This is a genomic window from Variovorax sp. FG153, assembly GCF_057809595.1.
In genome coordinates this window covers 28,259-53,709 of the sequence record NZ_JBMDKG010000021.1, presented here as the reverse complement: position 1 = coordinate 53,709, position 25,451 = coordinate 28,259, and the positions used below count along the sequence as shown (strand labels likewise).

Annotated in this window: 24 protein-coding genes; 7 read left to right on the top strand and 17 right to left on the bottom strand. The window is 70.9% G+C overall.

Annotated elements, in window-relative coordinates; genetic code table 11:
• Positions 1–55: 55 nt before the first annotated feature.
• Positions 56–946, bottom strand: a complete 891-nt coding sequence (locus ACODT0_RS22170; protein ID WP_489042306.1) for a ZIP family metal transporter — start codon at positions 944–946, stop codon at positions 56–58.
• A 38-nt stretch (positions 947–984) separates the two neighbouring features.
• Entirely contained in the window at positions 985–1,635 is a 651-nt protein-coding gene (locus tag ACODT0_RS22165) for a superoxide dismutase (RefSeq protein WP_489042279.1), read from the bottom strand.
• 186 nt (positions 1,636–1,821) lie between these two features.
• Here ACODT0_RS22165 and ACODT0_RS22160 point away from each other — a divergent pair, with 186 nt between their 5' ends.
• The 3 genes from ACODT0_RS22160 (at position 1,822) to moeA (ending at position 5,110) form a co-directional block, all read left to right on the top strand.
• Entirely contained in the window at positions 1,822–2,529 is a 708-nt protein-coding gene (locus ACODT0_RS22160; protein ID WP_261213851.1) for a hypothetical protein, read from the top strand.
• A gap of 113 nt (positions 2,530–2,642) precedes the next feature.
• Positions 2,643–3,788: a GTP 3',8-cyclase MoaA gene (gene moaA / locus ACODT0_RS22155; RefSeq protein ID WP_057592516.1), complete on the top strand. Its 1,146-nt coding sequence runs from the start codon at positions 2,643–2,645 to the stop codon at positions 3,786–3,788.
• An 8-nt stretch (positions 3,789–3,796) separates the two neighbouring features.
• Positions 3,797–5,110, top strand: coding sequence for a molybdopterin molybdotransferase MoeA (gene moeA / locus ACODT0_RS22150; protein ID WP_489042305.1), 1,314 nt, complete (start codon positions 3,797–3,799; stop codon positions 5,108–5,110).
• A gap of 1 nt (position 5,111) precedes the next feature.
• Here the strand turns inward: moeA and ACODT0_RS22145 are convergent, their stop codons facing one another.
• The 3 genes from ACODT0_RS22145 to ACODT0_RS22135 are packed head-to-tail and all read right to left on the bottom strand — an operon-like array spanning position 5,112 to position 8,623.
• Complete coding sequence (locus ACODT0_RS22145) at positions 5,112–6,089, bottom strand: Bug family tripartite tricarboxylate transporter substrate binding protein (RefSeq protein ID WP_489042278.1); 978 nt, start codon at positions 6,087–6,089, stop codon at positions 5,112–5,114.
• Positions 6,090–6,132: 43 nt separating this feature from the next.
• Positions 6,133–7,386, bottom strand: a complete 1,254-nt coding sequence (locus ACODT0_RS22140) for a DUF1254 domain-containing protein (protein WP_489042277.1) — start codon at positions 7,384–7,386, stop codon at positions 6,133–6,135.
• A 25-nt stretch (positions 7,387–7,411) separates the two neighbouring features.
• Positions 7,412–8,623, bottom strand: a complete 1,212-nt coding sequence (locus ACODT0_RS22135; RefSeq protein WP_489042276.1) for a CaiB/BaiF CoA transferase family protein — start codon at positions 8,621–8,623, stop codon at positions 7,412–7,414.
• Positions 8,624–8,719: 96 nt separating this feature from the next.
• Here ACODT0_RS22135 and ACODT0_RS22130 point away from each other — a divergent pair, with 96 nt between their 5' ends.
• Complete coding sequence (locus ACODT0_RS22130) at positions 8,720–9,703, top strand: LysR family transcriptional regulator (RefSeq protein ID WP_489042275.1); 984 nt, start codon at positions 8,720–8,722, stop codon at positions 9,701–9,703.
• A 6-nt stretch (positions 9,704–9,709) separates the two neighbouring features.
• On the opposite strand, the gene ACODT0_RS22125 is transcribed toward ACODT0_RS22130, so the two are convergent.
• The 12 genes from ACODT0_RS22125 to ACODT0_RS22070 all read right to left on the bottom strand — a co-directional run bounded on the left by ACODT0_RS22125 (position 9,710) and on the right by ACODT0_RS22070 (position 21,229).
• Complete coding sequence (locus tag ACODT0_RS22125) at positions 9,710–10,699, bottom strand: acetamidase/formamidase family protein (RefSeq protein ID WP_489042274.1); 990 nt, start codon at positions 10,697–10,699, stop codon at positions 9,710–9,712.
• Between the two features lie 25 nt (positions 10,700–10,724).
• Positions 10,725–11,438, bottom strand: a complete 714-nt coding sequence (locus ACODT0_RS22120; protein WP_422097225.1) for an ABC transporter ATP-binding protein — start codon at positions 11,436–11,438, stop codon at positions 10,725–10,727.
• On the bottom strand, positions 11,425–12,153 hold the full coding sequence (locus tag ACODT0_RS22115) for an ABC transporter ATP-binding protein (RefSeq protein WP_261213865.1): 729 nt from the start codon (positions 12,151–12,153) through the stop codon (positions 11,425–11,427). The genes ACODT0_RS22120 and ACODT0_RS22115 overlap by 14 nt, the downstream gene beginning before the upstream one ends.
• Positions 12,150–13,244, bottom strand: a complete 1,095-nt coding sequence (locus tag ACODT0_RS22110) for a branched-chain amino acid ABC transporter permease (RefSeq protein WP_489042273.1) — start codon at positions 13,242–13,244, stop codon at positions 12,150–12,152. Before ACODT0_RS22110 ends, ACODT0_RS22115 begins: the two co-directional genes overlap by 4 nt.
• Before the next feature lie 33 nt (positions 13,245–13,277).
• Positions 13,278–14,144, bottom strand: coding sequence for an ABC transporter permease subunit (locus ACODT0_RS22105; RefSeq protein ID WP_057592524.1), 867 nt, complete (start codon positions 14,142–14,144; stop codon positions 13,278–13,280).
• A 38-nt stretch (positions 14,145–14,182) separates the two neighbouring features.
• Positions 14,183–15,406, bottom strand: coding sequence for an urea ABC transporter substrate-binding protein (locus ACODT0_RS22100; RefSeq protein WP_057592525.1), 1,224 nt, complete (start codon positions 15,404–15,406; stop codon positions 14,183–14,185).
• Between the two features lie 65 nt (positions 15,407–15,471).
• The gene (locus ACODT0_RS22095) at positions 15,472–16,872 is read right to left on the bottom strand and encodes an amidase (RefSeq protein WP_395347712.1); all 1,401 of its coding nucleotides are present in this window, start codon (positions 16,870–16,872) and stop codon (positions 15,472–15,474) included.
• A gap of 150 nt (positions 16,873–17,022) precedes the next feature.
• Entirely contained in the window at positions 17,023–18,435 is a 1,413-nt protein-coding gene (locus ACODT0_RS22090) for an amidase (RefSeq protein ID WP_489042272.1), read from the bottom strand.
• Positions 18,436–18,496: 61 nt separating this feature from the next.
• Complete coding sequence (locus tag ACODT0_RS22085) at positions 18,497–18,736, bottom strand: hypothetical protein (protein WP_093341346.1); 240 nt, start codon at positions 18,734–18,736, stop codon at positions 18,497–18,499.
• Between the two features lie 124 nt (positions 18,737–18,860).
• On the bottom strand, positions 18,861–19,796 hold the full coding sequence (locus ACODT0_RS22080) for an AraC-like ligand-binding domain-containing protein (RefSeq protein ID WP_064262248.1): 936 nt from the start codon (positions 19,794–19,796) through the stop codon (positions 18,861–18,863).
• Between the two features lie 158 nt (positions 19,797–19,954).
• Positions 19,955–20,404, bottom strand: a complete 450-nt coding sequence (rnhA, locus tag ACODT0_RS22075; protein WP_057594204.1) for a ribonuclease HI — start codon at positions 20,402–20,404, stop codon at positions 19,955–19,957.
• A 39-nt stretch (positions 20,405–20,443) separates the two neighbouring features.
• Positions 20,444–21,229, bottom strand: coding sequence for a class I SAM-dependent methyltransferase (locus ACODT0_RS22070; protein WP_261213878.1), 786 nt, complete (start codon positions 21,227–21,229; stop codon positions 20,444–20,446).
• On the opposite strand from ACODT0_RS22070, the gene gloB reads away from it, so the two are divergent.
• The 3 genes from gloB to ACODT0_RS22055 all read left to right on the top strand — a co-directional run bounded on the left by gloB (position 21,228) and on the right by ACODT0_RS22055 (position 25,439).
• Complete coding sequence (gene gloB, locus ACODT0_RS22065; protein WP_422097231.1) at positions 21,228–22,007, top strand: hydroxyacylglutathione hydrolase; 780 nt, start codon at positions 21,228–21,230, stop codon at positions 22,005–22,007. The genes ACODT0_RS22070 and gloB overlap by 2 nt on opposite strands.
• Positions 22,004–23,590: a transglycosylase SLT domain-containing protein gene (locus ACODT0_RS22060; RefSeq protein ID WP_489042271.1), complete on the top strand. Its 1,587-nt coding sequence runs from the start codon at positions 22,004–22,006 to the stop codon at positions 23,588–23,590. The genes gloB and ACODT0_RS22060 overlap by 4 nt, the downstream gene beginning before the upstream one ends.
• 82 nt (positions 23,591–23,672) lie before the next feature.
• The gene (locus tag ACODT0_RS22055; protein ID WP_057594208.1) at positions 23,673–25,439 is read left to right on the top strand and encodes a monovalent cation:proton antiporter-2 (CPA2) family protein; all 1,767 of its coding nucleotides are present in this window, start codon (positions 23,673–23,675) and stop codon (positions 25,437–25,439) included.
• Positions 25,440–25,451: the final 12 nt, after the last annotated feature.

Here is a 25,451-nt window from a genome sequence, read left to right as displayed (position 1 = left end):
AAAACGCGGCGGACCGCCAGGCCCGCCGCGTTTTTTTCTTGCGCGCCGAAGCGGCTCAGCCCAGCGCCGTGTCGAGCAGCATCATCAGCACGAAGCCGACCATCAGCCCGCCGGTGGCGAAGGCCTCGTGCCCCTTGCGGTGCGATTCCGGAATGATCTCGTGGCTGATCACGAACAGCATCGCGCCCGCCGCGAAGCCCAGGCCCCAGGGCAGCAGCATCGCCGAATGGCCGACCACGGCCGCGCCGAGCACCGCACCCAACGGCTCGACCAGGCCCGAGGCCATGCCGATCAGCACGGCGAAAGTGCGGCTGTAGCCCGCGGCCAGCAGCGCCACCGCCACCACCAGGCCCTCGGGCACGTCCTGGATCGCGATGCCGGTGGCCAGCGCGTCGGCGCGCAGCCCATTGTTGGCCGCGTAGCCGACGCCGATTGCCAGCCCCTCGGGCACGTTGTGCAGCGCGATCGCGAAAACGAACAGCCAGGTGCGCCGGATCTGGCGCGCCGCCTGCCCTTCGCGACCCTTGATGAAATGCTCGTGCGGCAGCACGCGGTCCATCACCATCAGCGCGATGCCGCCGAGCAGGATCGCGCCGCCGATCACGCCGCCGGCGGCCCAGTCGCCGCCGCCGAAGACGCCGATCGACTTGGCCGCCGCGAGGCCCGGAATGATCAGCGAGAAGGCGCAGGCCGCGAGCATCACGCCGGCGCCGAAGCCGAACAGCGTGTCCTGCACGCGGTCGGGCAGGCGCTGCGAGAAGATCACCGGCGTGGTGCCCAGCGCCGTGGCGAAGGCCGCCACCGAGCCGCCGAGGAACGCGTTCCAGACCACCAGGTCGGCGGTCACGAAACGCCAGAAGTGCGCGACCACGACGACCGCGCCGGCCGCCACGATCGCCAGCCCGAGCCATTCGCGCGCGCTGCGGGCGGGACGCGGGCCGTGCATGGCGGGAGCCGCTGCCGGTTGCTCGGGGCTGTCGGGGTTCATGCGCCGGAATTTCCGCCGCGCAGCGCCGCGGCATGGCGACGGGCCACCTCGGCCCAGTTCACGACGTTGTAGAAGGCCGCGATGTATTCGGGGCGGCGGTTCTGGTACTTGAGGTAGTAGGCGTGCTCCCACACGTCGAGCCCGAGGATCGGCACATTGCCCGAGCCGATGCCGCGCATCAGCGGGCTGTCCTGGTTGCCGCTGCTCTCCACCGCCAGCTTGCCGGCGGGCGTGACCGTGAGCCAGGCCCAGCCGCTGCCGAAGCGCGTGAGCGCGGCCTTGGTGAAGGCGTCCTTGAAGGCCTCGAAGCCGCCGAGGTCGGCATCGATGGCCTTGGCGAGCTCGCCTTCGGGCGCGCCGCCGCCGCCCTGGCCCACGGGCGCCATCACGGTCCAGAACAGGCCGTGGTTGGCGTGGCCGCCGCCGTTGTTGCGCACCGGGGCGCGCAGGGCTTCGGGCAGTTGCTCGACGCCGGCGATCAGCGCCTCGACCGGCTGGCCTTCGTGCGGCGTGTCCTTCAGCGCGGCGTTGAGGTTGTTGACGTAGGTCTGGTGGTGCTTGCCGTGGTGGATTTCCATCGTCTGCGCGTCGATATGGGGTTCGAGCGCGTCGAAGGCATAGGGCAAGGCGGGAAGAACGTAGGGCACGATGACAAAGCTCCTGGTTGAAAGAAGCCCTTTGCGTCGTCCATTCGCTACGTACTCAGGCGCACAAATGATAATTGTTCGCATTGTCCACGTCCAGACAGGCTGCATGGGAATGGCGAGAACCCGCCAGGCGGGGCGCGGCCGATACACTGGCCGAGCCGTCGCCGCCTGCGCAAAGAACGCCCGATGAACGCTCCACGCCCCCTGCCCTTCGTCCGCCTCCTTCCCGTGCTCGCGCTCGCCGCCGCCGGCCTCGTTCGCGCCGAGTTCGCCTCGCCGCCGCCCGGCGAATACATCTACCAGGGCGGCAACGGTGCGCTGCGCATCAAGCCCAACGGCCACTTCGACATCACCACCATCGGCGCCAACGCCCACACCTGCGCACTCGACGGCACGCTGGCGCGTGGCACGGCGAAGCTCGACGACTCGAGCTGCGTGGTGAACTTCAGCGTCGACGGCGGCACCGTCAAGGTCGGCACCAACGGCGCCGACCAGTGCCGCGACAACTGCGGCGCCCGCGCCACCTTCGAGGGCACCTACACGCGGCCGGCCCCGGCCTGCACCGACCGCGCCGTGGCCGCCTCGCGCCAGGGCTTCAAGCGCCGCTACGACGCGCGCGACTACGCCGCCGCCCTCACCACGCTGGCACCGGTGCTCACCGAATGCGACAAGACCCTGGACTGGATCAGCAAGGGCTGGATGCGCAACGACCTCGCGCTGACCCAGTACAAGCTCGGCGACCGCGCCGCCTGCCTGCAGACCCTGGCGCCGCTGGCCGAGAGCGCGGGCAAGAGCGACGAGAAGATCCAGGAGGAGTACCCGCCGGCCGACGCCGAGATCTACCTGCCCGTGGTGCGCGCCACCCGCACCAACCTCAAGCTCTGCCGCGGCTGAACCGGGCCCGAATCGCCGAAGCTTGACCGCGGGCAAGGTCCGCGGCGGCGCGATCCAGTAGCCTGCGTGGCACGGGCCCTTGGCCCATGGCGCAAAATCGGAGCTTCCGCCCCATGAACAACCGCAGCAGCCACAGCACCGTCATCCCGATCGCCGAGATCGGCCGCCAGCGCGCGGCCCTCGCCGTGCCCGGGATCGCGCTGCCCGCCACCGGCGCGCTGCACGACCGCCTGGGCCGGCCGCTGACCGACCTGCGCATCAGCGTGACCGACCGCTGCAACTTCCGCTGCAGCTACTGCATGCCGAAGGACGTGTTCGACAAGGACTACCAGTACCTGCCGCACAGCGCGCTGCTGAGCTTCGAGGAGATCACGCGGCTGGCGCGCCAGTTCGCCGCGCACGGCGTGCGCAAGATCCGGCTGACCGGCGGCGAGCCGCTGCTGCGCAAGAACATCGAGGGCCTGATCGAGCAACTGGCCGCGCTGCGCACGCCCGCGGGCGAACCGCTCGAGCTCACCCTCACCACCAACGGCTCGCTGCTCAAGCGCAAGGCCGCCGCGCTCAAAGCCGCCGGCCTGCAGCGCGTGACCGTCAGCCTCGACAGCCTCGACGACGCCGTGTTCCGCCACATGAACGACGTCGACTTTCCCGTCGCCGACGTGCTCGCCGGCATCGAGGCCGCGCATGCCGCGGGCCTGGGCCCGATCAAGGTCAACATGGTGGTCAAGCGCGGCACCAACGAGCAGGAGATCCTGCCGATGGCGCGCCACTTCCGCGACCGGCTCGACGGCCGGGTCGTGCTGCGCTTCATCGAGTACATGGACGTCGGCGCCACCAACGGCTGGCGCATGGACGAGGTGCTGCCCTCGGCCGAGGTCGTCGCGCGCATCGGCGCCGAATTCCCGCTGCGCCCGCTCGAGGCCAGCGTGGCCGGCGAGACCGCCCAGCGCTGGGCCTATGCCGACGGCCGCGGCGAGATCGGCGTCATCAGCAGCGTCACGCAGGCCTTCTGCCGCGACTGCAGCCGCGCGCGGCTGTCGACCGAGGGCAAGCTCTACCTGTGCCTGTTCGCGAGCGCCGGCCACGACCTGCGCCCGCTGCTGCGCGGCGGCGCCAGCGACGAGGAGATCGCCTCGGCCATCGGCCATGTCTGGCAGGGCCGCGCCGACCGCTACTCGGAATTGCGCGCGCTGCGCGGCCCCGACGACGGCGGCGCCCAGGCGCAGCGCCGCGTCGAGATGAGCTACATCGGCGGATGAGCGCACCGATGGGCCGCATCGCCGACATCGCCGCCGGCCTCGCCTGCCACGACCCCCAGGACCTCGGCGTCGACGGCGTGCGCGGCTTCATCGAGCGGCTGGTCGAGGGCGCCGTCGTCGCGCAGCGCGAGCAGCTCGGCCTGCGCCAGGCGCTCGGCCGGGTGCTGGCCGAGGACATCGTCTCGCCCGTCAGCGTGCCGCCGCACGACAACTCCGCCATGGACGGCTTCGCCTTCGACGGCGCGCTGCTGCGCGACGACGCGCCCAGCGATGCCTCGGTCTCGCTGCGCATCGTCGGTACCGCGCTGGCCGGTGCCACCTGGCGCGGCGCGCTGGCCGCGGGCGACGCGGTGCGCATCATGACCGGTGCCGTCATGCCCGCCGGGCTCGACACCGTGATCCCGCAGGAGTTCTGCCGCGTCGAGGACGATCGCCTGAGCTTCCCCGCGCGCGTGGTGCGCCGCGGCGACAACCGGCGCCTCACGGGCGAGGACCTGATGCAGGGCCAGCCCGCGCTGCGCCGCGGCCAGCGGCTGTCGCCGGCCGCGCTCGGCATGGTCGCGAGCCTGGGCCTGACCGGCGTGCCGGTGCTGCGGCGGCTGCGCGTGGCCTGCCTGTCGACCGGCGACGAGATCCTCGAGGTCGGCGACGCGCCGCGCGAGGGCGCGGTCTACGACAGCAACCGCTACACCGTCACCGCCCTGCTCGAGCGGCTGGGCTGCGAGGTCATCGATCTCGGCCTGGTGCGCGACGATCCCGCCTCGCTGGCGGCCGCCGTGCAGCGCGCGGCGCGCGAAGCCGATGCCATCGTCACCAGCGGCGGCGTCAGCGCCGGCGCGGCCGACCACACGCGCGAGGTGATGCAGCAGCTCGGCGACATTGCCTTCTGGCGCGTCGCGATGCGCCCGGGCCGGCCGATGGCCGTGGGCCTGATCCCGCGCGAGCCCCAGGGCCACGAAGCGGCCGTGCTGTTCGGCCTGCCCGGCAATCCCGTGGCCGTGATGGTCACCTTCCTCGCCTTCGTGCGGCCCGCGCTGCTGCGCATGATGGGCTGCCATGCCGCGGCCGCCGCGCACCCGCCACTGCTGCGCGCGCGCAGCCTCGGGCCGATCCGCAAGAAGCCGGGCCGCACCGAGTACCAGCGCGGCTTCGTGCAGTCGGTGCCCGGCGCGCTGCCCGAGGTGCGGGTGGCGGGCAACCAGGGCTCGGGCGTGCTCAGTTCGATGGTCGAGGCCAACGGGCTCGTGGTGCTGCACCACGACCAGGGCCCGGTGGCGGCGGGCGACGAGGTCGACGTGATGATGTTCGACGGCGTGGTCTAGCTCACTCGGCCGTGATGTTCGCGGCCTTGATGATCTGGGCCCACTTGCGCGTCTCGCTGCCGATGAACGCGCTGAACTCGGCGGCGCTGCCGCCACGCAGTTGCAGTCCCGCGGCCTCGGCCTTGCGGCGCACGTCCGCGTCGGCCACGGCCGCGTTGATCTCGGCATTGAGCCGCTCGACCACCGCCGCCGGCGTGCCCGCGGGCGCCAGCATGCCGTACCAGCCGTAGCCCACGACCGATGGCAGGCCCTGCTCGCGCAGGGTGGGCGCATCGGGGTACAGCGGCGAACGCTCCTCGTTGGCCACGCCCAGCACCCGCAGCTTGCCGGCCTGGATGTGCGGCACCGCGGTCGAGATGGCGGTCAGCGTGGCGTCGATGCGCCCGGCCAGCAGCTCGGTGTAGGCCGGCGCGTCGCCGCGGTACTGCACCACCACGCCCTTGGCGCCCGCGGCGCGCAGCAGCAGCTCGGCCGTCAGGTGCGGCGCGGAGCCCGCGCCCGGCGAGCCGAAGGTGGCGCCCCCGGGCTGCGCCTTCGCATGCTTCACGAACTCGGCCAGCGTCTTGTAAGGCGCCTGGGCATTGACCACCAGGAACAGCGGCGCGATCGCGGTGCTGGCGATGGCGGCGAAGCTCTTGTGCACGTCGTACGGCAGGTCCTTGTACAGCGCCTCGCCGATGGCGATCGGCGCGGCGGCATGCAGCAGCGTGTAGCCGTCGGGCGGCGCCTTGGCCACGAAGTCGTTGGCGATGCGCGTGCCCGCGCCCGCCTTGTTCTCGACCACGATGCCCTGGCCCAGCTGGCGCCCGAGGAAGTCACCGAGCACGCGCGTGAGGATGTCGTTGGAGCCGCCCGCGCCGTAGGGCGAGATCATGCGGATCGGCCGCGCGGGCCAGGCCTGCGCGAAAGCCGGTGCGCTCCAGGGCATCGCCAGGCCGGCGGCTGCGGCGAGAAGGTGGCGGCGGTTCAGGGTCGTCATGCGTGTCGTCTCCATTTTTCTAAGTGTGTTCGTTCGTCGAGTCTCAGGCCTGCCGGATCGGCGGATAGTCGAAGCGCAGCGCCAGGTGGTCGGCATGCGGCTGGTAGAGCCGCAGCACGACATAGAAGCGCTCGTCGCGCGGCGCCGGCAGCCAGTTCGCGCCCGGCCCCGGATCGTCGGCTTGCAGCCGGATCGCGAGGCTGCCGTCGGCCTCGTGGCGCAGGCCCGGCGTGCGGTCGCCGATCGAGTAGCGCGCGATCGGGTTGGCCACGAACAGGCAGTCGCTGCGACGGTACATCGTGAGCGACCAGAAGGCGCCCACCTTCGGGGCCCGCCCCGGCGCGAAGCGCAGCTCGTAGCGCCGCGATCCATCGAGCGGCTCGCCCCGCGCGTCGACCTCCGCCGTCGGGTACATCGCCTCGTCGATGCCGAGCGCACCGATGAAGTTGCGCGCGATGCGGGAGCGCGTCAGCAGGTCCTCGCCCCAGTGCGTGCGCACCATGACCGGGATGGCCCAGCCGCCGCCCAGGTCGTGCGGCTGGCCGGCGTTGCGCAGGCCTTCGTAGACGGCCGGCAGCGCGGCCTCGAGCGCACCGGCCGCGGGCGGCCATGCGAGCCGCTCGCCCTCGGGCACGGGATTGCGCCGCAGCGCGGCGTCCACGACCTGGCGATACAGGTCGGGCGCGGGAATGCGCGTGTCGCGGCCGTCGAGCACGGTGTCCACGCGCATCGCCGCGTCGGCGCCATCGAGGCGCACGAGCCGCAAGCCCGCCTGCAGCGCGCGCACGCGCTCGGCATCGGCGCCGTCGTCCTCCACCAGGATGCGGCCGATCAGCCAGACGTCGTCGCCGGCCGCGCGGATCGTGTGCGTGATGCCCGCGGGCACGGTGCCGCGCCAGCCCGGCCCATGGACCAGCGTGCGCTGCGCCCGGTTGCCGGTGGTGCGCCGCCCCACGTAGGCGAAGGGGTTGGTCCAGGCATCGAGCAGCCCCAGCGTCCAGTAGCGCTCGCCCATGTCGGGCGACTCGATGACCACCGGCCCCTCGCGGAGGTCGAGCCAGGCGTTGCTGTAGACGGTGTCGTTGTTCGGGCTCACCACCTCCCGGTCCTCCGGCCCCAGGCGGCGGTGCGTGTGGGTGAACTGGTTGACCCAGCGCATCCCGGTGCCGGGCTCCGTCGCGGCGAAGCCCAGCCGCGGATGGCGGCGCGCGGTGGTCGCGGCGCGCATGCGCATCATCTCGAACAGCGGCAGCGTCTGGACGACGGCGGCTTCGCCTTCTTGCGTGAACGTGTCCATGGCGTTTTCCTCTCTCATCCGGCGCTCAGGCCACGGCGCCATCGCGGCGCAGTTGGGCGATTTCCTGCGCGCCGAAGCCCAACGCGCCCAGCACCTCGTCGGTGTCCTCGCCACAGGCGGACGCGGCGCGCGGCCGGGCGCGCGGCGCCTCGCCCAGGCTGTAGGGCAGCGCCAGCGAGGGGTAGCGGCTGCCGTCGGCCGCGACCGCGTCGACCAGCATGCCGCTGGCCCGCACGTCCTCGCTGTCGAGCACCTGCCGGTAGCTGCGCACCGCGCCGACGACGATCTGGTTGCGGCTCAGCAGCGCCACGCACTCCTCGCTCGTGAACGCGGACAGGCATTCGCGCAGCACCGCGCGCAGCTCGGCGCGGTGCCGCACGCGCAGCGCGTTGCTGCGAAAGCGCGGATCGTCCGCGAGCGCCTCGCGCCCCACGACGCGGCAGAAGCGCGCCCAGTGCTCGTCCGCATAGGCCGACAGCACGATGTGCCCGTCGCGCGTGGGCACCACCTCCGCGGCCGGCGCGTTGTTCGGCTGGCCGTCGCCGATGCGCGTCGGCTCGGGCGCGCCGCCCAGGTAGTCGCACCAGGTGGTGGCCTGCAGGTGCAGCGCCACCTCGAGCAGCGAGGTGCGCAGCGTCTCGCCCCGGCCGGTGCGCGTGCGGCCGTAGAGCGCCGCCAGCACCGCCTGCGCGCCCAGGTGCCCCGCGGCCGCGTCGATGACCGGCACGCCCACCTTCTGCGGCAGCCGGTCCGGCTCGCCCGTCACCGACATCAGGCCGCTTTCGGCCTGCGCGGCCACGTCGTAGCCGGGACGCGCGCTCGAGGGCCCGCGGTTGCCGAAGCCCGAGATCGAGAGGTAGATCAGCTTCGGGAAGCGCTCGCGCACCGGCTCCGGCCCGAAGCCCAGGGCCTCCACCGCCCCCGGGCGCAGGTTCTGGATCAGCACGTCGCTGCCCTCGATCAGCCGCCACGCGACCGCGCGCCCGGCCTCGCTCTTGAGGTCGAGCGCGATCGAGCGCTTGCCGCGGCTGTAGGCCCGGATCATCGACTCGCCGTAGCGCCCGATGTGACGCGCCTGGTCGCCCGCGATCGGCTCGATCTTCACCACCTCGGCGCCCAGCTCGGCCAGCACCATCGCCGCGCCCGGGCCGGCGATGTACTGCCCCATGTCGATCACGCGTACGCCCGAAAGCGGTGCCGCCGGACCGGTTGTCTCTGTCGTTGTCTCGGTATTCATCGGCCCGGACCTTATCCCCTTCCCCTATTCTTGAAAATTCGATAATCGTGAGGGAGCGATCACGATCAGCTATCGCCTCCGACACCGGGACCGCCCATGGACGCCAAGACCCACCATCTCGTGCGCAAGCTTCGCCTGAGGCACCTCGAACTGCTCGCCGCGCTCTCCGAGACCGCCACCATGCGCGGCGCGGCGGCGCGGCTGCACCTGAGCCAGCCCGCGATCAGCAAGATGCTCGGCGAGATCGAGGGCTGCTTCGGCGCGCGGCTGTTCGAGCGCAGCCACCAGGGCATTCACGCCAACGCGCTGGGCGCGAGCGCGGTGTTCCGCGCGCGGGCGGTGCTCAACGAACTCTCGCGTGCCACCGAGGACGTCGACGCGCTGCAGGGCGGCGCCGCGGCGGTGCTGCGGGTCGGCGCGCCCTCCGTCACCGCCACCATCCCGGCCGCCATCGCCGAGCTGCGCCGGCGGCTGCCGGGCGCCGCCGTGCTGCTGCGCGAGGGCCGCGTCCACGAACTGATCGAGCGGCTGCTCGAGGGCGAGCTCGACTGCGTCTTCGGCGCCATCACGCCCGAGCTGTCCGCGAGCGACATCGCGCCGCGGCTCGAGCCCGTGGTGCTGCTCGAGGACGAGCTCTGCGTGCTCGCATCCACCGCTCACCCCGGCAACGACGACGGCGCCCGGCGCAAGCTGCGCTGGGCCGAACTGGCCCAGTCCTCCTGGGTGCTGCCGCCGCGCGAGACGCTGGTACGGCAGGCCTTCATGACGGCCTTCCTCAACGATGGCGCGACGCCGCCGATGCCGGTCGTCGAGGCCCTGTCGTCGGTCACGGTCGGCGCGGTGCTGCGCCGCGATCCGTCGCTGCTGTGCGCGGTGCGGCTGGAGCATGCGATCGACGAGATCGCGCGCGGCGGCGTGCGCCGGCTCGCCATCGCGCCGAAGGTGAGCCTGCCGTCCTTCGGCCTGTTCTTCCGCCGCGACGGCATGGAGCGCCCGCCGATCCTCGCCGAGTTCGCCGAGGCGGTGCGGCGCGCGGCCGCGACGATAGCGCCGAAGCGGCGCGCCAGGCCCGCGGCCTGAGGGGACTCAGGGCGCCAGATACTCCTTCGAGATCCCCGCCCCCACCGTGTACTTCGGATCCACGAAGTTGCCCAGCCGCACCTTGCCGCACTGGCTCAGCATCATGTAGGCGTCCCAGCGGTCGTAGCCGTACTCGGCCTCCATCCACAGCACCAGTTCCTTGTAGGCGATGCGGGTGGCGTCCTCGAGCGGGCGCGCGCTGCCGATGGCCATGATCATGGCCTCGGTCTCCAGCCGCGGCCACTCGAGCTTCCAGCCCTTGATCAGGTCGACGCGGATGGTCGTGAGGCTCGGGTACTCGACCGCGGTGCCGCAGACCTCGCCGTCGCCCTGGCAGGCATGGGCGTCGCCGATGAACAGCCGCCCGCCCGGCGTGCGCACCGGCAGGTAGGTGATGCTGCCCGGGCCCATGTCGGGCAGGTCCATGTTGCCGCCGTGCTGGTCGGGCGTGAGGCTGTTGATGGAATCGAGCTCGGGCGAGCAGCTGAGGGTGCCGATGTGCGGGCGGTACGGCAGCGTGACGCGCTTGCTCCAGTACACGCCCTCCTCGTCCACGTCGATCTTGCGCACGGTCTCGGGCAGCGGCTGGTTCAGCAGCGCGGTGAAGGCGGTGCCGCTCAGCGCGCCGAAGTCCGGGATCATGCAGCAGGTGCCGCGCGGATTCGGACCGCGCGGCGCCATCGATTCGATGTGCACCGCGATCGCGTCGCCGGGCTCGGCGCCCTCGACCATGATCGGGCCGTTCTGCGGATTGACGAAGGGCATGGTCAGCACCTTCGAGGGCAGGTCCTGCTCGGTCCTGACCTTGCCGTCGAAGGCATCGCGCGTCTCGACCACGATGCGGTCGCCGGGCTTCACCGTCAGCACGGGCTGGGTGTAGGGACCGATGGTGAAGTGGTAGGTGCCCTGCTTCGCCTCGGTGAGTTCGTGGGTGGCAATGCTGCGCGCACGGCCCTCGCCGCGCGTCTGCATGATCGATCGTTCGAGCCAGCTCATGGAATGGGTCTCCTTGTGGGTTGCTTCACAGCGAGAGGTGCTCGCGCACCGCCTGCGCGTTCATGGCGCCGGGCTCGATGCGCCCGACGATGCGGCCCTTCTCCATCACGTAGGCGCGCTCGCCCACGTCGAGGATGGTGTCGAGGTTCTGCTCGACGAACAGGATGGTGGTGCCCAGGTCGCGCCGGATGGCGCGCAGCACGTCGCAGATCAGCTGCACGATCGAGGGCTGGATGCCTTCCGAGGGTTCGTCGAGCAGCATCAGCGCCGGGTTGCCCACCAGCGCGCGGCCGATGGCGAGCTGCTGCTGCTCGCCGCCCGACATGGTGCCCGCGAGCTGGTCGCGCCGCTCGGCCAGGCGCGGGAAGTACTGGTAGACCAGCTCGGGCTGCTTCTTGCCGCGCGGGCCGCCGATCAGTTCGCCCACCATCAGGTTCTCGGCCACCGTCATGCGCGGGAACACCTCGCGCCCCTGCGGGACATAGCCGATGCCCAGCCGCGCGCGCGCATCGCTGGACAGCGTCTCGATGTCGCGCCCCAGGAAGCGGATGCCGCCGCCGCGCGTGCGCAGCAGGCCCATCAGGCAGCGCATGGTGGTGGTCTTGCCCACGCCGTTGCGCCCGATCAGCGCCACGATCTCGCCCTTGCCCACCGCCAGGTCGACGCCCTGGAGGATCGGCGTGGCGCCATAGCCGGCCTGCAGGCCGCGGATCTCGAGCACGGTCTCAGTGGTGTTCATGCGTCTTCCCCAGGTAGATCTCGGCCACGCGCGGATCGGCGATCACCTCGGCGATCGAGCCCTCGGCGAACACCTTGCCGAAGTGCAGCACGGTCACGCGCTGCGCGATCTGGCGGATGAAGGCCATGTCGTGCTCGACCACCAGCACCGTCATGCCCTCGGCATTGAGCTTCTGGATCAGCTCGCCGGTCTTGAAGGTCTCCTCGGGCGACAGCCCGGCCGTGGGCTCGTCCATCAGCAGCAGCACCGGCTTGAGCGCCAGCGCCATGCCGATCTCCAGCCACTGCTGCTGGCCGTGCGCCAGCTCGCCCGCGGGCTTGTCGGCATCGGCCGCGAGGTCCAGCAGCTCGAGCAGCCGGTCCTCCTCGCGCCGCAGCTCGGCCAGCCGCGCATGGTGCTGCAGCGCGATGTGGATGTTCTGCCGCACCGGCAGCTCGCGGAACACGCTGGGCGCCTGCATCTTGATGCTCATGCCCTGCTGCACGCGCTGGTAGGGCCGCTCGCCGGTCACCTCGCGGCCCTGGAACTCGATGCGGCCCTCGCTCGCTTCGTGGGTGCCGACGATCAGCTTGAACAGCGTGCTCTTGCCCGCGCCGTTGGGCCCGATCAGGCAATGGATCTCGCCGCAGCGCACCGAGAGGTCGACCTCCGACACCGCCGCATGGCCGCCGAAGCGCTTCGACAGGCCGTGGGTCTGCAACAGGACATCGCTCATGCGCGCACCTCCGCGGTCGTGGCTTCGGGCAGCTTCGACGGCGCCGCGGGCTTGGTTGCGCCGCGCCGCGCGAACAGCCGCCGCGCCGTGTTCGCCACGCCGATCACGAAGCCTTGCGGCGCCACCATCACGGTGCACAGCAGCATCGCGCCCATCAGCAGCAGCGCCGCCTGCTGGCTGTAGACCGTCAGCGCCTGGAAGGCCCAGAGCACGAGGAAGGAACCGACCAGCGTGGCCGTGATGTCGCCGCGGCCCGAGAACGCGACCCAGACGATCGGCATCGCCGCGGCCGGCAGGCCGATGCTCGCGGGCGTGATGAACTGGCCCCAAGAGGTGTAGAGCACGCCGCTCAGGCCCGCCAGCACGGAGCCGATCACGAAGGTGGCGAGCTGGTACTTGCGCACGTCGTAGCCGAGCAGCTCGGCGCGCTGCGGGTCCTCGCGCACCGCCACCACCACGTTGCCGAAGCGCGAGTTCAGCAGGATGCGCAGGCCCAGGTAGACCACGAGGATCAGCGCCACCACCAGGTAGTACAGCGCCACGCCCTCGAAGAACAGCGGCTCGCCGCCGAACCACGGGATGTTCAGCGGCGCCATGTCCTTCATGCCGTTGAAGCCGTTGAGCCGCGCGTTGCCGATGTGCCATTCGGGCCCGGCCGTCTGGCCGAGGAAGAAGGCCAGCACCAGCGTGGCCGACAAGGTGACGATGCCGAAGAACACGCCGCCCACGCGGCCCCAGATCATGAAGTAGCCGAGCACCGCCGCCGCCAGCGCGGCCAGGCCGAGGGCCAGCGCCAGCGCGAGGAAGGTGGTGCCAGACTCGCCGCCCAGGTTGGTGGCCAGCACGCCGTAGCCGTAGCCGGCCACGCCGAAGAAGAAGGTCTGGCCGAAGGACAGCATGCCGCCGTAGCCCCAGACCAGGCACAGGCCCATGGCCATGAAGGTCCAGGTCAGCAGGTAGGCCATGTTGCCGACGTCGTAGAAATCGGCGACGGCCGGGTACGCGAGCACCAGGACCAGCACGGCGAGGAAGGGAAGCCAGAAGACGCGGCTGGCGCCCAGCGTCTGCGGCCCGTTGATGAGTTGGAACATGCGAGAAGGACTCCGTGCAGGGGAAGACGCCGTTCAGCGGGTGCGCCGGGCCAGCCAGCCCGACACCCCTTCGGGCAGGATGCGGATCACCACGATCACCGCCAGCAGCATTCCGATCTGGCCCACGATCTGGCCGCCCCAGCCGTTGAGGCCGGTGCGGATGACCGCGAGCAGGATGCCGGCCGGCGCAGTGCCCAGCAGCACGTTGGCGCCGCCCACCACCACCGTGACGAAGCTCTCGACCAGGAAGGCCGCGCCCATGGTCGGGATCAGGGTCATGGTGGGCGCATAGAGCGCGCCGCACAGCCCCGCGAGACCGGCGCCGATGCCGAAGCTCAGCGCGTACACGCGGCCCACGCGCACGCCGGTGGCCTGCGCGATCGAGGCGTTCTGCATGGTGGCGCGCGCATGCACGCCGAAGCGGGTGCGCATGAAGACCAGGTAGATGCCGCCGAGCACCGCCACCGCGGCCGCGAACAGCACCAGCCGGTAGACCGAGAAGCTGTAGCCGCCCACGCTGAAGCTGCCCTCGGGCGTGCCCACGCCCGCGAGCGTGGAGCCGAACACCAGCAGCATGCCCTGCGTGACGATCAGGCTCAGGCCGAAGGTGGCGAGCAGCGAGTCGAGCGGCCGCTTGTAGAGCTTGCGCACCAGGCTCCACTCCACGGCCATGCCGATCAGGCCGGCCGCGAGCGTGCCGCACAGCTGCGCGAGCGGCAGCGGCAGCCCGCCGTGCACCAGGCCCACGGTGACGTAGGCGCCGCACATGATGAACTCGCCGTGCGCCATGTTGATCACGCCCATCATCCCGAACACCACGGCCAGGCCGGCCGCCGAGAGGATGAGGAACGCGAACACGTCGGCGAACTGGTAGAGGAAGGAGAAGATTTCGGCGAACACCGCGGCTCCCGGTCAGTGGCTGGCTGCTGCAAACGCGCTCAGGACTTCTTCGGCAGGTCCGAGGGCGTGTACTGCTTGCGGTCGTTCTTCTTCGTCAGGTCGCAGCCGATCTGGCCGAGCCAGTAGGGCTGGATGGTCCCGTAGTCCTTGAGCACCTTCACCGCATGCTTGTCGTCGACCGAGATCAGCCGCATCTGGTGCGACACGTGCTGGCTCTTGGGATCGATGCAGACCTTGCCCTCGGCGGCCTCGATGCAGGCGTCGCCGGCGGCGATCACCTTGCGCAGGTCGGCCAGCTTGGTCGACTTGGCCTTCTCGACCAGCGTCTTGTACATGTAGAGCGCGTTGTAGGCGTTGTAGCCCATGTCGTTGATGTAGGGCTCGTTCGGGAACTTGGCATGCCAGCGCTTCTTGAACTCGGTGGCCGCGGGCGTGTCGATCTCCTCGAACCAGTTGGCCGTGGCATGCATGCGGTTGAGCGCGGGCGGCGCGAAGCGCTTGTGCTCGAAGCCCAGCATCACCTTCACCGACGAGCCCATCGGCAGGTTCAGCTTGGCGGCCGCGGCCTGCTCGAAGAAGGAGTCCTGCGCCGCACCCACGTTGAGCATCAGCAGCCAGTCGGGCTTGGCCTTCTGGATGTTCTGGATCGTCTGCGCGAACTGCGACACGCCCAGCGGGATGAACTCCTCGCCCACCACGGTGCCGCCCAGGTCCTTGAGGATGGTGCGGTTCCACTCGGCGGAGATCTGGCCGAAGTTGTAGTCGGCCGCCACCACGTAGACCTTCTTGCCGAAGGTCTGGACCATGTAGGGGATCAGCGTGGAGAACTGCTGCTCGGGCACCGCGCCCATGCTGATCATGTTGGCGTCGCACACGCCGCCCTCGTACTGGTTGGTATAGAAGTACGGCGTCTGCGTGCGGTCGACGATCGGGCGCACCGCCTCGCGCGAGGCCGAGGTGATGCCGCCGATCAGCAGGTCGACCTTGTCCTTGCTCAGGAGGCGCCGCGTGAACTCCTGGTAGCGCGCGTTGTCGCCCTGCGGATCGAGATGGATCAGCTCGATCTGCCGGCCCATGATGCCGCCGGCCTTGTTGATCTCCTCCACGGCCAGCAGCGAGCCGTTGAGCTTGGGCTTGCCGAGCACGGCGAGGTCGCCCGAGACGTCTTCCATCAGGCCGATCTTCAGCGGATCGGCGGCCATCGCCGAGGTGGCCAGCGCCAGCGTGCAGCCCAGGGAGAGAAGCGCATTGCGTAGTGTCATGGTGGTGCTTTCGAGGGAAGAGAAAAAGAACGAGGGAGAACGAAGGAATGGGAAGCCCGCGGCGCTCACAGCGCGGGATGGCGGCGGTGCCAGTCGGTGAGCTGCTGGAAGGCCGCGCCGGCGCGCACCAGCAGCGCCTCGTCGAAGTGGCGCGACACGAACTGGAAGGCCACCGGCATGCCCGCGGGCGTGAAGCCGCCGGGCAGCGTGATCGTGGGGCTGCCGGTCATGTCGAACGGGCAGGTGTAGCGCAGCATCGCGGCCATCAGCTCGGCGTCGACGCCCATCTGCGCCATGCGCTCCATGGTCGGCGAAGCGATGCCGGTGGCCGGGATCAAGAGCAGGTCGATGTCCTCGAACATCGCGCGCACGCGGCCGCTGAAGTCGTGGCGGTGCAGCACGATCTTCTGGTAGTCGGTGCCGCTTTGCGCCAGCCCCAGCTCGATCAGGCCGGCCACGGCCGGGCCGTACATCTCCTTGCGCGCCGGATAGGTCTTCTCGTGCACCACCGCGGCCTCGATGCCGCACAGCGGGAACCAGTCGGCCAGCGCCTGCGCCGGATCGGGAAAGCGCACCTCGCGCAGTTCGCCGCCCAGCGTCTTCACCGCGGCGACGGCGGCATCGAAGACCTCGCGCGTCGGCGCGTCCACGCCCTCGGTGGCCCAGCGCAGGTCGATGCCCACGCGCAGCCCGGCCAGGCCCCGGCCGATGTCGGCCAGGTAGTCGGGCACCGGCAGCAGGCTGGCGGTGGGATCGTTCGCGTCGGCGCCCGCGATGGCGCCGAGCATCGCGCCCGCATCGGCCGCGCTGCGCGTCATCGGGCCGATGTGGTCGAGCGTGGCGGCGAGCTCGAAGGCGCCGTGGCGGCTCACGCGGCCCCAGGTCGGCTTCAGGCCGGTGAGGCCGTTGGCAGCCGAGGGAAAGCGGATCGATCCTCCCGTGTCGGTGCCCAGCGAGCCGTAGCACAGGCCCGCCGCGGTGGCCACGCCCGAGCCGCTGGAGGACACGCCCGGCCAGTGCGCCGCGTTCCACGGATTGACCGGCGGCGACACGCTCGGATGGTGGTCGGCATAGGCGCTCTCGGTGAGCTGCAGCTTGCCGAGGATCGGCGCGCCGGCCTCGCGCAGCTTGCGCACCACGGTGCCGTCGACCTCGGGCACGAAGTCCTGGTAGAGCGTCATGCCCGCGGCCGTGGGCACGCCGGCGGTCCAGCACAGGTCCTTCACCGCCACCGGCACGCCGTGCAGCGGGCCGCGCGATTCGCCACGCGCGATCTCGGCGTCGGCGCGCCTGGCCTCGGCCAGCGCCGAATCGGCCATCACGCGCACATAACTGCGCAGGCCGCCGTCGACCTGCCCGATGCGATCGAGCTGGGCCTGCGTGACCTCGACGCTCGAGAGTTCCTTCGACTGGATCAGGCGGCCGACTTCGAGCAGTTCGAGGTAGTGCAGATCGGTGTTCGGCATGGTGTGGAGGCTCCGTTCGTTGGGGATGGGAAAGGGGTCGGCCTGTAGGAAGACGCCGACATCGAAGGTATAGAAGCGCCGCCTTCGCGGCTTGGCTCGCAGCGCCATCGCGATGTGCTGGCGCGGCCAGTCGGTGGGTGGTTGGCGCTTTCAGGCCAGCGCGGGCGCGCGGCGGTGGAAGTCGGTGGCCTGCTGGAACGCATGGCCCGCGCGCAGCAGCGCGGCCTCGGCGAAGGGCCGGCCGATCAGCTGCATGCCGATCGGCAGGCCGTCGGGATCGAAGCCGCAGGGCACGTTGAGCGAGGGCAGCCCCGTGAGGCTGGCCACGCCGGTGAACTGCATGATCGCGGACAGCATGTCCTCGGGCCGGCCCGGCTCGATCTCCACGCTGGTTTCGCCGATGCGCGTGGCCGCGAAGGGCAGCGAGGGACAGACGAACACGTCGACGCGGCGGAAGGCCTCGAGGAACTCGGCGCGCAACAGCGCGCGGTAGCGCTGCGCCTGCAGGTAGTGGGTGGCCAGCAGCATCTCGCCGGCCTCCAGCAGGGTGCGCACGTCGTCGCCGTAGTCGCCGGGCCGCTCGCGCAGGCTGCGCTGGTGGTAGGTGCTGGGCTCGGCCGACTCGATGGTGAGCTGGGCCGAGATGTTGCCGTGGATGTGGCCGATGTCGACCTCGACCACCTGCGCGCCCAGTTCGACGAAGGCCGCGATCGCGGCCTTCACGGCGTCGTGCACGGGCGCCTGCAGGTGCTCGAAGAAGTAACCCGGCACGATGCCGATGCGCAGGTGGCGGCAGCCGCCCTCGAGGTCCTGCAGGTAGTCGTCCACCGCGCGCGGCGCGCTGGCCGCGTCCTTCGGATCGAAGCCCGCGATGGCGCCGAACATCAGCGCGCAGTCCTCCACGCTGCGGGCCATCGGGCCCACCGTGTCCATGCTCCAGGCCAGCGGGATCACGCCGTGGTTGCTGACCCGGCCATAGGTGGGCCGCAGCCCGACGATGCCGTTGATGGCCGAGGGCAGCCGGATCGAGCCGCCGGTGTCGGTGCCGATGGCGCCGAAGCACAGGCGCGCGGCCACCGCCACGGCCGAGCCTCCGCTGGAGCCGGCCGGGAAGCGCTCGGTGTCCCAGGGGTTGCGCACCGCGCCGTAGTGCGGATTGGCCGAGGTGCCGCCCCAGGCGAACTCGTGCATGTTGGTCTTGCCGATGAACAGCGCGCCGGCCTGGCGCAACCGCGTGGCGACAGTGGCGTCGGCCTCGGGCACCCAGTCGGCCAGCAGCTTGCTGCCGGCCGTGGTGCGGCTGCCGCGCAGCGCGACGTTGTCCTTGAGCGCCAGCGGCACGCCATGCAGCGGGCCGAGCTCGTGGCCCGCGGCCGACAGCATCTCGGCCGCGCGCGCGACCTGCAGCGCCTGTTCCTCGAACACGGTGATGAAGGACCTGAGCACGCCGTCGTGGGCACGGATGCGCGCGAGCGAGGCCTCGACCAACTCCACCGGCGAGACCTTGCGCGCGCGCACCAGGCGCGCGGCTTCGGCCAAGCCCAGGTTCGCGATGTCGTTCATCGAAGTACCTCCGTGCTTCGCACTGCGGTGCGAGCTTGCTTGGGGCGGCCCGGCGCGGCGCTCATGCGCCCTCCTCCGGCAGCTCGTGCGCATGCGTGAAGGCCGTGACCGGCATCAGCGCCTGCCGCGCGGGATCGCTCATCTGCGCGCTGAGCGCATTGGCGGCGGGAATCCAGGCCTGCAGCACGGCATCGACCGCGGCCAGCCGCTCGGGGCTCAGGTCGAGGCCGGCGCAGCGCGCCAGCGCGGCGGTGTCGATCGCCGGCGGGGCATCGGAGGGGGCGGATGAGGGGGAAGGCATCGTCGTTTCCTTGCGTGAAGCGCCCGTCTGGGGGCTGGCTTCACGATAGGCAACGACGCGGTTCGCGGCTTGGCTGCGCCTGCCATCGCGATGGGCTGGAACCGCCAGCCGCGGAGTGCCGCGCTCAGTGGCGGCGCAACAGGGTCTGCGGCGTCACGCCGTAGGCCTTCTTGAACACGCGGCAGAAATGCGAGAGGTCGCTGAAGCCGTGCTGGAACGCGGCCTGCGTGACCTGCCGCACCCGGCCTTCGCTGAGCGCCGCGTGGCTGGCCTCGAGCCGCTGCTTCCACAGGTGCTGGATCGGCGTGCTGCCGTATTCGGCGAACACGCGCGCCAGCGTGCGCGCCGACACGTGCTGCGCCGCGGCGATCTGCTCCACGTCGAGCTCGCAGTCGTCGAGGTGCGCGGCGATGTACTCGCGCGTGCGCTGGTAGAGCTGGGCATGCGAGGACAGCGCGGCCTCGGCGCCGTCGCTCTGCACCTGCAGCACGGCCGAGAGCATGTCGAGCATCGAACCCGCGAGGCTGGCCTCCATGGCCTCGCTGCCCGAGAGCTCGAGGCTCGCCGCCTCGCGGATCATGTGGCCGAGCAGCCGCGCCGTGGGATGGCCCTCGGCCAGGTGCATCGCCGTGAGGTTGTGGGCCTCGGGAAAGCGGCACAGCAGTTGCCGGCGCGGAATGCGAACCAGCAGCGTGGACTCGGGCGCGAGGTCGAAGCTGAAGGGCCGCGCGGCGTCGTAGAGCACGATGTCGCCGTTGCGCTGCACCACTTCCCGCCCCGACTGCGAGAGCACGCCGTGGCCCGACACCATCAGGCTCAGCATGAAGTCCTCGTTGGGGCCGCTGCGCAGGTGCTGAGCGTCGCGCTCCCAGACATGGCGCGGCGAGGACATCTCGGCCAGCGCGAGCTTGCCGAGCGAGCGCAGCCTGAAGCGCGCGTTGAAATGCTCGCGGTCGGGCACCACGCTCTTGGCCGGAATCAGGTGCTGGCACACCACGTCGCTCCAGTATTCGAAGCGCTGGCCGTCGTCGACCGTGTCGGTGGAGTAGTCGAGGTGCATGCTGCGAGCGAAGGGTTGGAAACCATCTCGCGATGGCCATCGCAACGCCTCAAGCAACATCCATGCCCTTGCCCGAGGCCTGCCCCGGGCACTCTAGCGCGCGAGGCGCGCTTCGCCCTGAGGGCTGACCCGTAGTCGCCGCGCGCTCAGCCGCCCGTTCAGCCGCGGCCGAGCGCCTTGTCCACGCCCTTGTTGGCCAGCATGTCGGCGCGCTCGTTGCCCGGGTCGCCCGAATGGCCCTTGACCCAGCGCCACTCGATGGCGTGGCCGCCCTCCTGCACCAGCTTGTCCAGCCGCTGCCAGAGCTCGACGTTCTTCACCGGCTGCTTGGTCGAGGTGAGCCAGCCCTTGGCCTTCCAGCCGCGGATCCACTCGGTGATGCCCTGGCGAACGTACTGGCTGTCGAGGTAGAGCGTGACCTTGCAGGGCCGCTTGAGCGCGGCCAGCCCTTCGATCACGGCCGTGAGCTCCATGCGGTTGTTGGTGGTGTTCAGCTCGCCGCCGAACAGCTCCTTCTCGGTGGGGCCCGACTTGAGCCAGGCGCCCCAGCCCCCGGGGCCGGGATTGCCCTTGCAGGCACCATCGGTGTAGATCACGACTTCGTTCAAGCTCTCTGTTCCTTCATTTCTTCACTGTCGATATTCACGTCATTCGCGGTCGGCGCGGCGTCCCTGCCGGTGCACCTTGCCCGCGATCGGCACCGGCGCCGTGGCGCGGGCGCTGGCGCGGCGCCACTCGGGGCTCAAGAGGCGCATGCCGCGCACGCGCTTGACCGCCACCAGGAAGTAGGCCGCGCCGAAGATCGGCCACCAGCGCTCGCCGGCCACGTCCATCCAGCGGCTGCGCTCGAGCCAGGCCTCGCTGCGCGCGGCCGGCCGGTAGACGCCGAAGCGCCCCGACTCGACCTCGAAGCTCAACAGGCGCAGCCAGTCGCGCATGCGCCAGTAGCCGATGAACTCGCCGCCCTCGGGCAGGAAGAGTTCGCCGAAACCCAGGCGCCGGTACAGGTGCGCGCGGCGCTGCCGCATGCCCCAGAGGCTGGTCGGGTTGAGCCCGCAGATCACCACCCGGCCCTCGGGCACCAGCACCCGCTCGACCTCGCGCAGGGTGGCGTGCGGGTCGGGGCTGAGCTCGAGCGCATGCGGCAGCACCACCAGGTCCAGGCTGTTGGCCGCGAACGGCAGGGCCGCGAAATCGGCCAGCAGCACGGCCTGCGGCGCCTGCGCCAGGTGCGCCGGGTCGTCGAGCGCCAGCCAGCGGTGCGGCATGCGGTTGGCGCGCAGGCCCTCGACCTGGGCCGCCCCGAGCTGCAGCGCGTGGTAGCCGAAAACGTCGGCCACGGCCTGGTCGAACTGGGCTTGTTCCCAGGCGAGAAGGTAGCGTCCGGGGGGGGTCGCGAACCACTCCTGCAAACCTATAATTTGACCGCTCATGACCCTCGTTCCGCTGCCCGCCTTCGCCGACAACTACATCTGGATGCTGCAGGACGGGTCCAACGCGATCGTGGTGGACCCGGGCGATGCCCGGCCGGTGCTCGACGCACTGGCAAGCGGCAAGCTGCAACTGGCCGCGATTCTAGTCACGCACCATCACGCCGATCACACGGGCGGCGTGGCAGAGCTGCGCGCCGCCACCGGCGCCGCGGTGTGGGGTCCCGGGCACGAGCGCATCCCCGAGCCCTACGCACCGCTGGTGCAGGGCGACCATGCCGACGCGCTGGGCCTGCGCTTCGAGGTGATCGACGTGCCGGGCCACACGGCCGGCCACATCGCCTACTTCCTGCCCGCGGCCGAGGGCCGCGCGCCGCTGCTGTTCTGCGGCGACACCCTGTTCTCGGGCGGATGCGGGCGCCTGTTCGAGGGCACGCCCGCGCAGATGCTGGCCTCGCTCGACGCGCTCGCCGCGCTGCCCGGCGACACCCGTGTCTGCTGCGCCCACGAGTACACACTTTCTAACCTGCGCTTCGCCCAGGCGGTGGAACCCGGCAACACCGACCTGACTCAGTACCGGGCGCATTGCGAAAGCCTGCGCGCCCAGGGCGAGCCCACGCTGCCGTCGCAGCTGGCCCTCGAACGCCGGATCAACCCCTTTCTTCGCAGCCGCGAAGCCACTGTCCTTCGAGCGGTGCGCGCGCACGCCGAGCTGTCCCCCGACGCGGGCGAAGCCGACGTGTTCGCCGCGCTGCGCCAATGGAAAAACGACTTCCGATGAAACTCACCGCTGCCGCCTGCCTCGCAGGCATCCTGTTGCTCGCCGGCTGCGCGGGCACCGGCAACCCCTCCTCCTCGTCTTCCTCCTCCCCCTCCTCTCCCCCCACCGCCGGCGGCACCGGCTCCCTCGCCGCCAGCCGCGCCGCGCCCGTCTATCCCAGCGGCCAGCTCGCCCCCATCGCCAGCAGCGAGGCGCGCTCGCAGAGCGTGGTCACGCTGGCCCCGCCGGCCGACATGTGGGACCGCATCCGCCGCGGCTTCAAGATGCCCGACCTCGACAACGACCTCGTGCGCGACCGCGAGCAGTGGTATGCGAGCCGGCCCGACTACATCCAGCGCATGACCGAGCGCTCGAACAAGTACATCTTCCACATCGTCGAGGAGCTCGAGCGGCGCAACATGCCCACCGAGCTGGCGCTGCTGCCCTACATCGAGAGCGCCTTCAACCCGCAGGCCGTGTCGAGCGCGCGCGCCGCCGGCATGTGGCAGTTCATGCCGGCCACCGGCACCGACTTCGACCTCAAGCAGAACATCTTCCGCGACGACCGCCGCGACGTGGTGGCCTCCACGCGCGCCGCGCTCGACTACCTGCAGAAGCTCTACAACATGTTCGGCGACTGGCAGCTCGCGCTGGCCGCCTACAACTGGGGCGAAGGCAGCGTGAGCCGCGCCATCGCCAAGAACCAGCGCCTGGGCCTGCCCACCACCTACAGCGACCTCACGATGCCGGCCGAGACCCGCATGTACGTGCCCAAGCTGCAGGCGGTGAAGAACATCGTGGCCAACCCGCAGGCCTTCAACGCCGAGCTGCCGGTGATCGCCAACCACCCCTACTTCCAGACCGTGCCGCTCACGCGCGACCTCGACGTGGAACTGGCCGCCAAGCTCGCCGACGTGCGCATCGAGGACTTCCGCGCGCTCAACCCGGCGGCCCACAAGCCGGTGCTGATCGCCGCGGGCACCTCCGAGATCCTGCTGCCCTGGGACAACGCCGCCGTGTTCCAGCGCAACTTCGACGCCTACACGCAGGGCCAGTACGCGAGCTGGACCGCCTGGGTCGTGCCCAACACCATGACGGTGGCCGACGCCGCCCAGCGCGCCGGCATGAGCGAGTCGGACCTGCGCGCGCTCAACAACGTGCCGCCGCGCATGCTGATCAGGGCCGGCTCCACGCTGATCGTGCCGCGCGGCGCGCGCGTCAAGGAGGACGTGGCGGCGGTGGTGGCCGACAGCGGCCACCTGAGCTTCCAGCCCGAGATCGTCACGCGCCGTACCACCGTCAAGGCCGGCCGCAGCGACAACGTGGCGAGCATCGCGCGCCGCTACAACCTCAAGCCCGCGAGCGTCGCCGAGTGGAACGACGTCAAGCCCAACCATGCCTTCAAGCGCGGCATCAGCGTGGTGGTCTACCTGCCGGTGCGCGCCGCCCCGGCCGCGCGCGTCGGCAGCGGTGCCGGTCCGCGCGGACGGCCGGTCGCGCAGGTCAAGCGCGGCAGCAACGTGAGCAAGGTGCCGGCCAGCGCCTCGAGCAAGCAGGTGGTGCGCGAGAAGCGCGGCGGCACGCCCTCGAAGAAGAAGCGCTGAAGTAGCGCCCGGGCGGCGGCAGGGCCGGTGCATCGCCTTTCGCGGCGCCGGCCACGAACGAATAAATCAGGAGGGCCATGCCATGGCAGTGGAAGGAAGCGCGGGCGATCTCGTCAAGGTCGTGACGCTGTTGGGGGCCGCGGTGGTCGCGGTGCCGCTGTTCAAGCGCATCGGGCTCGGCTCGGTGCTCGGCTACCTGGCCGCGGGGCTGGCCATCGGCCCGTTCGGCTTCGGCCTGTTCACCGATCCCCAGACCATCCTGCACACGGCCGAACTCGGCGTCGTGATGTTCCTGTTCGTGATCGGCCTCGAGATGCGGCCCTCGCACCTGTGGAGCATGCGGCGCGACATCTTCGGCCTCGGCAGCCTGCAGGTGGTGGTCTGCGGCTTCCTGCTGACCGGCGTGGGCATGGCCTTCGGCTTCCCGCTCGCCGTGTCCTTCGTCTGCGCGATGGGCTTCGTGCTGACCTCCACCGCCATCGTGATGCAGCTGCTCGGCGAACGCGGCGACATCGCGGCGCCGCGCGGCCAGAAGATCGTCGCCGTGCTGCTGTTCGAGGACCTGCTGATCGTGCCGCTCTTGGCCATCGTGGCCTTCATCGCGCCGCCCGACGCCACGCAGCACGCGGTCGAGGCCGGCTCGCGCTGGATCGGCGTGGGCATCGCGCTGGCCGCGCTCGCGGCGCTGGTGGCGGCCGGCATCTGGCTGCTCAACCCGCTGTTCCGCGTGCTCGCCAACTCGAAGGCGCGCGAGGTCATGACCGCGGCCGCGCTGCTGGTGGTGCTGGGCGCGGCGCTCTTGATGCAACTCGGTGGCCTTTCGATGGCCATGGGCGCGTTCATCGCGGGCGTGCTGCTGTCCGAATCCACCTTCCGCCACCAGCTCGAGGCCGACATCGAGCCCTTCCGCGGCCTGCTGCTCGGGCTGTTCTTCATCGGCGTGGGCATGTCGCTCGACCTCGCGGTGGTGGCGCGCAACTGGCAGCTGATCCTGGCCGGTGTGCTGTCGATGATGGTGGTGAAGTCACTGTGCATCTACGCGGTAGCGCGGCTTGCGAAGAGTTCGCGCGCCGACGCGCTCGACCGCGCGGTGCTGATGGCCCAGGGCGGCGAATTCGCCTTCGTGTTGTTCTCCTCCGCACTCGCCGCGGGCGTGATCAGCCCGGTGGTCAACGCCAACATGACGGCGGTGGTGGTGCTCTCGATGGCGCTCACGCCGCTGGTGGTGCTCGCGCACCGCCGCTTCGCGCCGGCCGCGGCCGAGTCGATGGACGGCATCGACAAGGCCGAGGACCTGGTCGGCAACGTGCTGGTGATCGGCTTCGGCCGCTTCGGACAGATCGCGGTGCAGGGCGCGCTGGCGCGCGGTGCCTCGATCGCGATCATCGACACCGACACCCAGGTGATCCGCGATGCCGCCCTGTTCGGCTTCAAGGTCTACTACGGCGACGGCTCGCGCGCCGACGTGCTGCATGCCGCGGGCGCCCACGGCGCGCGCGTGATCATGGTCTGCGTCAACGACAAGGCCGCCACCACGCGCATCGTCGAGCTGCTCAAGGCCGAGTTCCCGCATGCGCAGCTGCTGGTGCGCGCCTACGACCGCGAGCACATGCTCGAGATCGGCAAGCTCAACGTCGACTTCCAGATCCGCGAGACCTTCGAATCGGCGATGGCCTTCGGCCGCCAGGGCGTGCTGGCGCTCGGCGCCTCCGACACCGAGGCCGACGAGGTGATCGACGAGCTGCGGCGGCGCGACGCGGAGCGCGTGGTGCTCGAGATGGCCGGCGGCATCTTCGCGGGCCGCGCGCTGGTGCAGGTCAACACCGAGGCGCACGGCAAGAACGCATGAGCGCGCCCGAGC